General features: G+C 49.7%; 12 protein-coding genes. All 12 read right to left on the bottom strand.

Translation table 11 applies throughout. The features are described 5' to 3' along the window. Window positions 1-260: 260 nt before the first annotated feature. The 12 genes from ACGHM3_RS09690 to ACGHM3_RS09635 all read right to left on the bottom strand — a co-directional run bounded on the left by ACGHM3_RS09690 (window position 261) and on the right by ACGHM3_RS09635 (window position 12,018). Window positions 261-983 (bottom strand): RNA polymerase sigma factor FliA, encoded by a 723-nt coding sequence (locus ACGHM3_RS09690; protein WP_390518238.1) that lies wholly within the window; start codon window positions 981-983, stop codon window positions 261-263. 26 nt (window positions 984-1,009) lie between these two features. Continuing rightward, complete coding sequence (locus tag ACGHM3_RS09685) at window positions 1,010-1,837, bottom strand: MinD/ParA family protein (protein ID WP_345418924.1); 828 nt, start codon at window positions 1,835-1,837, stop codon at window positions 1,010-1,012. Window positions 1,838-1,939: 102 nt separating this feature from the next. Next, the gene (locus tag ACGHM3_RS09680; protein WP_345418921.1) at window positions 1,940-3,928 is read right to left on the bottom strand and encodes a DEAD/DEAH box helicase family protein; all 1,989 of its coding nucleotides are present in this window, start codon (window positions 3,926-3,928) and stop codon (window positions 1,940-1,942) included. Between the two features lie 43 nt (window positions 3,929-3,971). Then, a complete protein-coding gene (flhA, locus tag ACGHM3_RS09675) occupies window positions 3,972-6,188 on the bottom strand; it encodes a flagellar biosynthesis protein FlhA (protein ID WP_345419148.1) in 2,217 nt (738 codons plus the stop codon). Between the two features lie 221 nt (window positions 6,189-6,409). Next, a complete protein-coding gene (gene flhB, locus ACGHM3_RS09670; protein WP_345418918.1) occupies window positions 6,410-7,555 on the bottom strand; it encodes a flagellar biosynthesis protein FlhB in 1,146 nt (381 codons plus the stop codon). A 3-nt stretch (window positions 7,556-7,558) separates the two neighbouring features. Continuing rightward, on the bottom strand, window positions 7,559-8,335 hold the full coding sequence (gene fliR / locus ACGHM3_RS09665; RefSeq protein ID WP_345418916.1) for a flagellar biosynthetic protein FliR: 777 nt from the start codon (window positions 8,333-8,335) through the stop codon (window positions 7,559-7,561). A gap of 9 nt (window positions 8,336-8,344) precedes the next feature. Then, window positions 8,345-8,614: a flagellar biosynthesis protein FliQ gene (gene fliQ, locus ACGHM3_RS09660; RefSeq protein WP_345418914.1), complete on the bottom strand. Its 270-nt coding sequence runs from the start codon at window positions 8,612-8,614 to the stop codon at window positions 8,345-8,347. Between the two features lie 9 nt (window positions 8,615-8,623). Continuing rightward, window positions 8,624-9,460, bottom strand: a complete 837-nt coding sequence (gene fliP / locus ACGHM3_RS09655) for a flagellar type III secretion system pore protein FliP (protein ID WP_345418911.1) — start codon at window positions 9,458-9,460, stop codon at window positions 8,624-8,626. Further along, on the bottom strand, window positions 9,453-9,962 hold the full coding sequence (gene fliO / locus ACGHM3_RS09650; protein ID WP_345418908.1) for a flagellar biosynthetic protein FliO: 510 nt from the start codon (window positions 9,960-9,962) through the stop codon (window positions 9,453-9,455). Before fliO ends, fliP begins: the two co-directional genes overlap by 8 nt. Before the next feature lie 27 nt (window positions 9,963-9,989). Further along, window positions 9,990-10,439: a flagellar motor switch protein FliN gene (gene fliN, locus ACGHM3_RS09645; protein WP_345418904.1), complete on the bottom strand. Its 450-nt coding sequence runs from the start codon at window positions 10,437-10,439 to the stop codon at window positions 9,990-9,992. Further along, window positions 10,432-11,478, bottom strand: a complete 1,047-nt coding sequence (fliM, locus tag ACGHM3_RS09640; RefSeq protein ID WP_345418901.1) for a flagellar motor switch protein FliM — start codon at window positions 11,476-11,478, stop codon at window positions 10,432-10,434. The genes fliN and fliM overlap by 8 nt, the downstream gene beginning before the upstream one ends. A gap of 18 nt (window positions 11,479-11,496) precedes the next feature. Beyond that, a complete protein-coding gene (locus tag ACGHM3_RS09635; protein WP_345418897.1) occupies window positions 11,497-12,018 on the bottom strand; it encodes a flagellar basal body-associated FliL family protein in 522 nt (173 codons plus the stop codon). Window positions 12,019-12,131: the final 113 nt, after the last annotated feature.

Genomic DNA, 12,131 nt, shown 5'->3' with positions numbered 1-12,131 from the left:
TTTTATTAGTCTAGTAGGTGATTGAGCGGTATCCAGTTTTTAGGACAAGGACTTTTACGACTTAGGATAAATTGTAAGAGTCCGCTCTTAAACGGCATGATTTGAACGCTTTTTATCATTCATTAGCAATAATGAGCAAAGTGCCAACTGGTCATCTTACGGTTGGGCCTTTCTTTAAGTTAGCCACAAACACCAAACTAGTACCCCTGCAGTTAGTGCCATCAAAACAGCTCAACTGCCATTTCCGGGTAGATAACGGGTTAACTGTTCTCCGGCGCCCATTCCTGTAGCCGTCCTCGCAAACGCAAGGCCGCCTGGCTATGGATTTGGCTCACTCGAGATTCACTGACGCCTAATATTTGGCCGATCTCTTTAAGGTTCAGTTCTTCGTCGTAGTACAGTGCCAGCACTAATTGTTCACGCTCTGGTAAAGACTTTATCGCCTGGGCAAGCGATTGCTTTAAACTTTCGCGCTGAATTCCTTGATGGGGGTTTTGGCAAGCCGCCACACTGGTATCCTGGGCTACACGGCTGTCGTCATCGCCGACGGCTTCTTCGTAACTGAATAACCGCGTACCGGAACTGTCTTGCAGAATGCTGTGGTATTCGTCCAACGACACTTCCAGCTCTGCGGCGACTTCCTGGTCGGTGGCGTCACGCCCGGTGCGAGATTCCACCTGAGACATAGCCTCTTGCACCCGCCGTGCATTGCGGTGCACAGACCGGGGCGCCCAGTCGCCACGGCGCATTTCATCAACGATGGCACCGCGAATACGAATGCCTGCGTAGGTTTCAAAACTGGCGCCCTTAGATGCATCGTATTTAGTAGAGGCTTCCAATAAACCGATCATGCCCGCCTGGATCAAATCTTCCACTTGCACGCTGGCCGGCATCCGCATCATCATATGATGTGCAATTCTCTTTACCAACGGCGCGTATTGTTCAATATCTACTTGGGGGGCTGGTTGCGCTTGATCGTACATAGCTAATCCGTCGAGTACTGCCATAATCAGAGCCTCATCTGCGCCGTATGTAAAAGCCGTTCTACAAAGAATTCGAGGTGACCCCGAGGACCAGTTGGCAAAGGCCAGTCGATCATTTTCTCGGCAATACCGCGAATCGCTTGGGATGCACGACAACGTGGCGCATAGGTTAATAATGGCGTTTGTTTTTGTACGGCTTTGCGGACATTTTCGTCAAAAGGTATATGACCGATGTACTGCAAAGTCACATCCAGAAAACGATCGCAAACTAGTTGCAGTTTGTTGAACAGGTTCTGCCCCTCGTTAAGTGTGCGCGTCATATTCGCTACCACTCGAAAACGAGTTTGGTGATACTCGGTACTGACCAGCTTGATTAAGGCGTAGGCATCGGTAATAGAAGACGGCTCATCGCACACCACCACCACAACCTCGTGGGAGGCGGTAACAAAACTCACCACCGTATCGGATATGCCCGCAGCCGTATCAATTACCAAAACATCGAGCTGCTGGTCTAGATCGCTAAACGCATTAATCAACGCAGCGTGTTGCTGCGCGTTGAGCTGGGTCATATGTTGCACACCGGACGAGGCCGGGACGACCTTGATGCCACCAGGCGCATCAATCAGCACATCGCGTAAGTCACACACTCCATTAAGCACGTCTGATAAATTATGGGGCGACTTGACGCCCAATAACACATCCACGTTGGCAAGGCCCAAGTCGGCATCTAACAACACCACTCTGCGCTGCATCTCGGCTAAGGCCATGCTAACGTTGACCGACAAATTGGTTTTACCAACGCCGCCCTTTCCGCCGGTTACAGCAATTACTTGTACGGGTCTGGATAGACTCATAAAAACTCCATCAATAATGGCGAAAACGCCATCTTACCAAGACCCAAGCAAGGGCCTTGCCGGCCATGCTTGAGTGTAGCGCAAGACATCAACAGCGATGTTTTACGCCGATTGTTTTTGCAGTGTTCCTGCATCGGAACTTGCGTTGGATTCAACCTCGGGCTTAGCAACAATGGCTTCGGCCATGGTTACCAATGGCTGAGCTTCCGCGATGTCAATATCGTTAGGAATGCGCTGACCATCGGTGGTGTAGGCCACCGGCATCTTCGCGGTTAGCACAACATCCAAGGTTTCTGCTAAGCAGTCTGTTTCATCCATTTTGGTGAGCACCGCGGCTCTAACGTGCTTGCCCGCTAGGGCGTCCAACAGACTTTTTTGAAAGCGTTGCTGGGCGTTACAAGCCAACACCGCTAGCTTAGTGACTTGTGGCATGTCAAATAGACGCTGAATAAACGGGTCGCTATTGATCCCAGCAGCACTAACCCCAGGCGTATCAATTAATACCAGCCGGCAATAATCTAGGCTTGCCAGTGTTTCAGGTAAGTCATCCGCACAGGCTACAGAACGCAGAGGTATTTGCAGTATCTTAGCCAGGGATTTCAATTGGCTCTGGGATCCAAGACGCTCGTTGTCCACGGTTACCAAAGCAATAGACTCGCGGCCGTTGTTAAGCACATAGCGCGTCGCCAACTTGGCGATGGTTGTGGTTTTACCCGCACCGGTTGGGCCAACAAAGGCTATCTGCCCGCCGCTACTGGCCAGATCACAGCCCACGGTTTTAACCCGTTCGATGACATAATCCATGGTTCTCTTCCAAGCTCTGTCCTGCTTGCGAACTCGGCTTAAATCACATTGGTTGTGAAATTCAGATCGAAAATGCAGACCAAAGCCCATTTGCTCTAACTTACGGTCACAAGCTAATTGCATGCCTTTAAGATTAGCGAAGCGAGTTTGGGTAAGTTGCAGCTCCAACAGCTCGCGCATGTCGCTCAATTCTGATTTAAGCATGTCGATTTGCGCCTGTGAGCGATCGTCCTGTTTTACAGGGCTCACCGTTGCAACTGCAGGGACGGGCTCAACTATGGCCATAGCTGCTTGAGCCGCTGAGGTTAATTCGTCCGCTGCGGGTTGTGCTACAGGCTGATTTGGCGCGTCAACTAAAGCGTGAGGTGGATTACCCTGGTTTAGCCGAGCCTGCTCCAATTGAGCTTGCTCTGCTCTGGCTTGTTCTACCCTCGCCTGCTCTTCCCTCTCCAGATCTTTCCTAATCTGCTCTTCCAAGGCTTTCTCGGCTGCAAGCTGGGCCTTGATGTGTTCCGCCTTTGCTTGTTCAACTTTAGCTTGTTCTGCTTTAGCGCGCTGTTCTTTGGCGAGTGCGGCCTCGGCCCGCTCGGCTTCCAATTCAGCTCGAATTTGATCTCGAGTTTTCGAACGTACCGGAGATTCGATGGCTGAATACTCGTCTTCCACAAAATAGTCATCACCGGCCATTTCGCCGTAGGAACGCGTGGCTTGCTGGCTTGCCACTCGGAAGGACTGACTAAAATCAGAATCTTCCACGACTTCGATACTAGCGGTAGCGGAAGCCTTCGCCGATTCTGTCATCAGTTTATTGGAGCTACGGCCGTTAAAACCGTTACGCGACAAGCTGCGTGAACGCTCAGCCTTAACCACGTGTGGCTTGCGTGAAATACCACCGGTTTTGTTGGGAAAAGAGACCTGTGCGGCGAGCTTTTCCAATTGCTCCGCCAAATAAGACTTATCGGCACTGGCAGCCTTTACCAATTCGCGTTGCTGCTCATCACTGACGGACGATCGATTGGCCGTCGACGACAAGTCGTCCAACATTGCCAAGCCTTCTTGCTCAGCGGCGGATTCGTATTTGGCGAACACATTAATTTTTTCTTCGGCAGTGGGCTCTGGGCTGTTGGCACTATCAAGTAGCTGCTGGCAGTCGTCCGCTGTCGCCAAAATCTCGACGCCCTTTCTTCCATTATTACTGGATAATATAACAGCGTCTTCACCTAGGTCGGATCGTACGAGTTCCAGTGCACGACGCATATCTGCGGCTTTATAGCGTTTCACTTGCATAAATTAAGCTCCGAAAAATAAATTTTAATCTTCCTGATTCGCCCTAGGCCCGACTGCCAGAAATTGCGCCATCCACGTTAATGGATTTACTTTCAGGGATTTCCGCGTAGGCCAATACAGTTGCGTCCAATCCCATGGCACGAACGATTTTGACAATTAAGCGACGAATATTGCCAGACACCAGTAACACGGCAGGCTTATTGGCAACTTCTTGTCGCTGTACTTGTTCGCGAATAGAGTTTTGCATTACATCAATTAAACCCGGCTCTAAAAACCCGGTTTCATCAGCGCCAGATTTTTGTGCCTGTTGATGTGCTTTCAGCAATAACTGTTCCAGGTTCGGCTGAAGAGTTAATACCGGTAGCGGTTCGTCCCCCCTAGCGATGGTGTAGACAATTTGCCGAGCCAGCGCCACGCGGGCCTGTGCGGTTAATTGCTCAGTATCCGTGGTTATTTCAGCGGCCTCTAATAGGGATTCACATACCGATCGGAAATCACGTAATGAAACCTGCTCTTTCAATAAATTCTGACAAACTTTTAACACTGCATTGAGTGATAATTTATCTGGCACTAACTCAGAAACCAATTTCGGTGACGACTTGGCTAGCTGATCCAACAGCTTCTGAATTTCTTCGTGACCAATTAACTCGTAGATGTGTTTTTGCAATAATTGATTAAGGTGGGTGGCCACTACGGTGGAAGTGTCCACCACGGTATAACCGAGCGACTGCGCCTGATCTTTGCGGTTGTGCTCTATCCAAACCGCAGGCAAGCCAAACGCTGGGTCTTGCCCGGCAATACCGTCAATATCACCAAGCACCTGGCCGGGGTTAATGGCCAAATCCCGATCTGGATAAACCTCACCTTCGCCAATGCTCACCCCCATCAGTAAAATACGATAGGCCGCCGGCGCTAGGTCTAAGTTATCTCTGATATGCACACTGGGGATTAGGAAGCCTTTATCCTGGGACAGCTTTTTGCGAATGCCTTTAATTCTGCCCAGTAGCTCGCCGCCTTGAGGTTTGTTTACCAGCGGGATTAAACGATAACCAACTTCCAACCCAATCATGTCCACTGGCTGTACGTCTTCCCAACTCAGCTCAACATTTTCGGGTTTAGCTTCAATAATATCGCCACCGCCACCGGAGCCTGGCAGTGCAGTGGGAACTGCCCTGCCGCCTCCCATACGCCCCATGGGCTCGTCATTTTCAGAGATTACTTCGGGCATATTTTTTTTGCGGTGTATCATCCAAGCCAATCCACCACAGACTATAGCCAAACCGATAAAGGCGACGTGTGGCATTCCCGGAATGGAACCCATTAAAAATAAAATGCCCGCAGACACACCCAAGGCTTTGGGAGAATCAAACATTTGATTAACGACTTGCGAACGGACATCCACCGAGCTGTTAACTCGGGTTACCATAATGGCGGCCGCCGTAGACAGCAGCAATGAAGGAATTTGAGCAACCAGTCCGTCACCAATAGTGAGCAGAATGTAACGCTCGATGGCGTCGGAGAAGGCTAAATCGTGTTGCGCCATACCTATGGCCAAACCGCCAATAACGTTTATCAGCAGAATTAGAATGCCAGCAACGGCATCTCCGCGCACAAACTTGCTGGCACCATCCATGGCACCATAGAAGTCCGCCTCGTTGGAAACTTCTTCCCGGCGAGTACGCGCGTCTTCCTGATCAATTAAACCGGCATTCAAATCTGCATCAATGGCCATCTGCTTACCGGGCATAGCATCCAAAGTAAAGCGAGCACTAACCTCAGAAATTCGACCAGCACCTTTGGTAACTACCACAAAGTTGATAATCATTAAGATGATAAACACGACCAAACCAACTGCGTAGTTACCGCCAATGACCACCTCACCAAATGACTGAATTACCTTACCGGCAGCGTCACCACCGGCGTGGCCTTCCAGCAGAACGATACGGGTAGAGGCCACATTTAATGCCAGCCTTAATAGCGTAGAAACCAACAGAATCGTAGGGAAGACCGCAAAGTCCAGCGGCCTTAAGCTGTAGATGCCCACCAACAAAACGACGATGGATAGCGCAATATTAAAAGAAAAGAACACGTCCAGTAGAAACGCCGGCAATGGCAGCGTCATCATACCAAGCAGCATTAACAGGAGTATGGGAATACTCAGGTTGCCATTGATGAGTGTTTTTGCGCCGCCGACTATTTGCTGGCGATCCAAAGACCGATCTTTAAGCTGGGAAAACTGGCCGATACTGGGAAACTGCATTAAATCCGCTCTACCCTTCCTGATGGTAAACCGGCGGCTGTCGAACTTACGACGATCCTCTAACCGCTCGGGAGAATTCGCCGGGTTGTCCAAAGTATTGACGGTCTCGGCTTATTACTAAGGGGTATCGCAAATACCATACCCACTTTTGGTCAGCGCAAAACAGATTATAAATCGCACAGGGCGATGTTTTTTAAATCAATACAAACGTTAGGGTTGGCTTACTTGCCTGATTGATCGAATACGTAATCGTCAGGAATAGGAAGGCGCTTAGGCAGCCTTGGGCGCTGAGCCCCTTGACCGGGACGGTACTGCCGCAGCTGGAAGATATAAGCCAATACTTGAGCCACGGCCAAATAAAGCCCAGATGGAATTTCACCATCAACGTCAGTGGTGTAATAGATTGCCCGAGCCAATACCGGGGATTCCACGATTTCAATCTCGTGAGCGTTGGCAATTTCACGAATTTTTATTGCCACATGATCTATACCCTTGGCAAGCACCTGAGGCGTGGCCATAGTATTGGGGTCGTATTTTAGCGCCACCGAAAAATGCGTGGGGTTGGTGATAATAACATCGGCCTCCGGCACGGATGCCATCATTCTGTTGTTTGCCATTTCCCGTTGCAGCTGACGTATGCGCCCTTTTACCTCTGGCTTACCTTCAGAATCCTTCATTTCATCTTTGATTTCTTGGCGCGACATCTTTAACTGCCGCGTCGTATCCCAAATCTGAAAGGGCACATCGGCCAGAGCAATTACTATGGTCGCCGCGGACAATATAATAGCGGCGGTGGCAATAATGGTTACGGCATCGACCAACGCTTGGCGAGTACTGGAATCTGATAGATGCACGATATGACCTTGCTGGACCTTAAGCAGAAGTACCGCCACCAGCATAATGACGGAAACCTTGGCAATAGCCTTGACCAACTCCACCAAGGATTTCATTGAGAACATACGCTTCAACCCGGACAATGGGTTTAAGCGGTCCATTTTAGGCGCCAAGGATTTGGCACTCATTAGCCACCCACCCAGGGCAATAGGACCGGCAATGGCAACGATTAGCAAGACGATAAAGAACGGGACTAATAACCAGAGCCCATCAAACATACTGCTGGTGAGCCGAGAGATCATGATATTGGGGTCAAAGGCTGCTTGCCGATCGAAGGTGAAACTATCGGCAAATATTCCGGTAAAGCCCTTGGTTAAGGAGCCACCAAGTGTATACAGGCTAACCGTGGCACCCAAAAGAACGGCGGTTGTCGTTAGCTCCTTCGACCTGGGAACCTGGCCTTCTTCACGGGCTTTCTCAAGCCGTTTGGCCGTGGGTTCTTCTGTTTTCTCTTCGTTGGAATCATCTGCCATGCGTTAAATCCCCAGCAGGTTTTCCACGAATTGAATGATTTGGTTGCTGCGCAATTCGAACTGCGGCATAAAGTTGGTTAAACCAAACCAAATAATAAACATGCCGAAGACCAAGGTAACCGGAAAGCCCACGGCAAAAATATTCATTTGCGGCGCGGAGCGGCTCATCACACCAAACGCCATATTAACCACCAGGATGGCGGTAACAATGGGCAGTGCCATCACCAGGGCTCCGGCAAACATCCAACTGCCTAGGCCCGCCAGTTCTCGCCAAAAGTCGCCCGCCACAGCCGCTTGCCCAATGGGCCAAACTTGAAAGCTACGGGCGATTAATTCCAATAACACCAGGTGGCCATTCATGGCCAAAAACAGCAAAACCGCAATGGTGACGAAGAATTGCGACAGCACCGTTACCGCAATCCCGTTTGCTGGGTCGTTCATGGAGGCAAAACCTAGCCCCATGTTCATGGCAATGATTTGCCCACCAACCACAAACAACTGCATTAAAATTTGGAAGATAAAACCCAAGGCTGCGCCGATCACGACTTCTTTTATCGTGGTAATAAAGCCCGCGATACTCACCATTTCGATACCGGGTAGCGGCGGCAACATGGGTTGAATAACCACCGCTAGGGGTGCGGATATGGCTAGGCGAAAGCGCGCAGGCAGAGTTTGAGAGCCGTAGATAGGCACCGCCATAATAAAGGCGGCAATACGAATGAGTGGCCAGAGATACTGGCCCATCATGTGCGATAATTGTGGCTCTGTTAGCTCAAGCACGGCGGCCGCCTAGCCAATAATATTGGGAATATTGGTGATCAACCGAGTGAATAAATCGGTAAGTTTGGTGATTAACCAACCGCCGGTGACCATTATGGTGGCCAGTGTGATAATAAGCCGGGGTAAAAAGCTTAAGGTTTGCTCGTTAATTTGTGTGGCGGCCTGAAACGTACTGACAATCAACCCCACCACCAGGCTTGGGCCAACAATCACCGACACAATTAACACGGTGAGTAAAAAGGCATTGGCAAACAGATCCATCACTACTTCTGGGGTCATGCTTAGCTCCTACACATTAAAGCTCGCGGCCAAACTGCCAATAACCAACGCCCAACCATCAACCAACACAAACAGCATGATTTTGAAAGGCAAGGAAATAATCAGCGGCGATAGCATCATCATACCCATGGCCATCAATACCGAGGACACAACAATATCAATCACCAAGAACGGAATAAAAAGCACAAAGCCGATTTGAAATGCCGTTTTAAGCTCGCTGGTTACAAAGGCGGGAATTAGAACCACAAATGGCACATCCTCCGGCGCGTTAACCGCCTGATAATTGCCAATGTCCATAAACAGTTTAATATCGGATTCACGGGTTTGCCCCAGCATAAATTCATGCATGGGTTTGGCGGCAAGCGCCAACGCCTGCTGGCCGTTGATTTGCTCTTCTATATAAGGGGATATGGCTTGTTGATTTATTTGCTGCAGCACCGGCGACATAATAAACAAGGTTAAAAACAGCGATAAACCGATAAGAATTTGGCTGGAGGGTGACTGCTGCAAGCCTAGAGCTTGGCGCAAAATCGCGAATACAATAATAATGCGCGTGAAAGAAGTCATCATCATAACGATGGCTGGCAGGAATGTCAGCGCCGTCATAATGGCTAAAACTTGTAAGGTTACCGTGTATTCCTGGCTGCCATCCGGATTGGTGGTTACCTTGAGGGCCGACAGGCCGCCGGTTTCACTCAGCTCTAAGAAATTTTCTGCTTTTGCTACGGCGCCAGGCTCGGATTGATCGTCCTCTTGCGCGAACACGGGCACTGCGGTCATCAACAAAAGTACGGCCACCAAAGGGCCTAGAATGGTGGAGACAAACGTGGTGAGAAATCTAGTCATGGTGTCGACCGCGGATTTTCTCAAACAGCTGGCTAAAATTCTGGGCTGCCAAGGGTTTACCCGCTTGTTTTTGCAACACTTGCTGCTCTGCAGAGACCTGCTCAGCTTGTTCGAACTCGCCCTCGGCAAAGCTGTGCAAAAGCGAAATATTATTGGCCGTTAGGCCCAACAACAGTTTCTTATTGGCGACCTCGACGATAACGATTTTTTCTTTGATGCCTAAGGGGGTTTGGCTCAGCACCTTCACGTGCTGATGATTAGGGCCACCGGAAAAACGGTTTACCCATTTCACGCCCCAGGAAAGTACGAAAATAAGCAGCACAATAAAACCTAACCCCAACACAACCTGCAGCAGATATTGCCTGCTGGAAATATCATTGATGTCGGTTTCTGCCCAGGCACTGGGTAGCACCGCCGTGCAGGCTACCAGCAAAAGGGCTCGGCTAATCACGGCCAGCCCATGCCTGCGCCACTGTGTGTAATAACGGGTTATCGATTTCATTGACTGTTTGGCAACACTATTCTGTGTTTACTTTAGTTTTTTAATGCGTTCGCTTGGGCTGATTACGTCGGTCATTCGTATACCGAACTTTTCATTCACCACGACCACCTCGCCGTGGGCGATCAATGTTCCGTTAACCAAAACATCCAACGGCTCTCCGGCCAAGCGGTCCAGCTCTATGACAGACCCTTGATTAAGCTGCAATAGGTTACGAATACTGATACCGGTACTGCCCACTTGCATGGAAATGGTGACCGGGATGTCCAGGATGACGTCAATATCCGGGTTACCGGTATTATTCGCTACGGCAGGTTGGCTGAATTCGTCCAAATCCATGGTGTTGATGTCTTCAGCTTCGCTGGCGCCATCGGTGTCCTCTTGCTCTGCCATGGCCGCAGCCCACTCATCGGCCATCGCACCTTGATCTACGTCTTCTTCGGATTGGCTACCTTCGCCGGGGATTTCATCTTCACTCATCTACTTCACCACTGTCTGCTTTTTCTGCATTCTTTTTCATTGAGACCAATTGCATTATCTGGTTTTTTTCCTGATGTTTTGGCCGTTCAATAAACTCTAAGATTCTCAATGCTAGATTACCGTCATGCTGGCCTAACATGGACCGAAACATGGGCACATCGTTAGCGGTAACTACGTGGTATGGTGGCATCTCAATGGGTACAACATCGCCAGTACGCATCTTCATTAAATCCCGCAAGGTGATTTCTGCCGTGGCAATTTCGCATTCCAAATCGACGGTGGCATCCATCACGTCCTCGCGCAGAGCGGAGGGCCAGCGATCGTCGCTTTCGTCGCTGTCACTTTGCAAACCGGCATCGAGCATTTCTCGGATGGGTTCGATGGTGGAATACGGAATTGTGATGTGCATTTCGCCACCACCGCCGTCCAATTCCACATGAAACGTGCTCACCACCACCACTTCACTGGGGCTAACAATGTTAGCCATGGAGGGGTTAACTTCCGAATTGATAAATTCAAAATCCAACGGCAATACCGCTTTCCAAGCTTCTTTTAAGTCAATAAACGCTTGGTCTAGCACCATTTGCACAACGCGTAATTCGGTGGGGGTAAATTCCCTACCTTCAATTTTTGCGTGACGACCATCGCCGCCAAAAAAATTGTCCACCAGTTTAAACACCAACTTAGCATCCAGAATAACCAAGGAGGTGCCGCGCAAAGGCCGGAACTTAACCATGTTTAAGCTGGTGGGTACGTAAAGGGTGTGTACGTATTCTCCAAATTTTTGAATTTGCACCCCGCCTACGGATACATCCGCCGTGCGGCGTAACAAATTAAACATACTAATGCGGGTGTAACGGGCGAATCGTTCGTTGATCATTTCCAAAGTCGGCATGCGACCTCGGACAATACGATCCTGACTGGTTAGGTCATAATTCTTCGCCGAGCCGGATTCCTCATCCGACTCAACTTCAATATCACCGTCGTCGACACCATGAAGGAGGGCATCAATTTCGTCCTGGGATAATAGATCCTGCACCGCTCTACCCTCGGCAACCTACTGCATGACTAAATTGGTAAACAACACTTGCTCAACGCCGGGTTCACCCATTTCTTCGGTTAGAATGCGCTGTACTGTTTGCAGTGCTTGTTGTCGCATCAGCTCTTTACCCTCTGGGGTTTGTACCTCGTGAAATTCCAACGCACTGAACGCCAAAATTAAATCATTGCGAATGCGCGACGTGTGTAGCTCTACTTCTGTGATCACAGCCTCGGAACGCGCCATCAGTGTCATTTCCACCTGTGCATATCGCTGGCGACCACGGTCGTTGTAGGTCAACAAAAGCGGTGGCTTAACGGCAAAATACAACGCCGGTAGTTTCACTTCCTCGGCGGGTTCTTCCTCGGCTTCGGCGCCCTCTTCACCTTCCTCTGCGGCCGGCTCTTCTTTAAACAAGGTCAACACCGCTACCGTGCCGCCAATGGAAATTAACACCAACAGCAAGCCGCCAATAATCATCAGCAACAGTTTTTTCTTACCGCCGCCACCGGACTCTTCTTGCTCTTCTTCATCTGCCATGTCAAAAACTCGTCGCTTTTAGCCAAAACTTATCGTGTACCCACATTGAGCAATAGCTATGCCACAGGTTTTTTTCGTGGTTTAAAGAATTTTTACGGAGGAAATTTTGTGCA

Origin of the sequence: Halioxenophilus aromaticivorans (genome assembly GCF_042850945.1) — a bacterium.
In the GTDB taxonomy this organism is placed as follows: Bacteria; Pseudomonadota; Gammaproteobacteria; order Pseudomonadales; family Cellvibrionaceae; genus Halioxenophilus; species Halioxenophilus aromaticivorans.
This window is presented reverse-complemented; position numbering and strand designations above follow the sequence as displayed.

Bases quoted from the DNA above. Each gene is read 5' to 3' on its own strand.
- ACGHM3_RS09690 (WP_390518238.1), bottom strand. From the start codon at position 983: ATGTACGATCAAGCGCAACCAGCCCCCCAAGTAGATATTGAACAATAC.
- ACGHM3_RS09685 (WP_345418924.1), bottom strand. From the start codon at position 1,837: ATGAGTCTATCCAGACCCGTACAAGTAATTGCTGTAACCGGCGGAAAG.
- ACGHM3_RS09680 (WP_345418921.1), bottom strand. From the start codon at position 3,928: ATGCAAGTGAAACGCTATAAAGCCGCAGATATGCGTCGTGCACTGGAA.
- flhA (WP_345419148.1), bottom strand. From the start codon at position 6,188: ATGCAGTTTCCCAGTATCGGCCAGTTTTCCCAGCTTAAAGATCGGTCT.
- flhB (WP_345418918.1), bottom strand. From the start codon at position 7,555: ATGGCAGATGATTCCAACGAAGAGAAAACAGAAGAACCCACGGCCAAA.
- fliQ (WP_345418914.1), bottom strand. From the start codon at position 8,614: ATGACCCCAGAAGTAGTGATGGATCTGTTTGCCAATGCCTTTTTACTC.
- fliP (WP_345418911.1), bottom strand. From the start codon at position 9,460: ATGACTAGATTTCTCACCACGTTTGTCTCCACCATTCTAGGCCCTTTG.
- fliO (WP_345418908.1), bottom strand. From the start codon at position 9,962: ATGAAATCGATAACCCGTTATTACACACAGTGGCGCAGGCATGGGCTG.
- fliN (WP_345418904.1), bottom strand. From the start codon at position 10,439: ATGAGTGAAGATGAAATCCCCGGCGAAGGTAGCCAATCCGAAGAAGAC.
- ACGHM3_RS09635 (WP_345418897.1), bottom strand. From the start codon at position 12,018: ATGGCAGATGAAGAAGAGCAAGAAGAGTCCGGTGGCGGCGGTAAGAAA.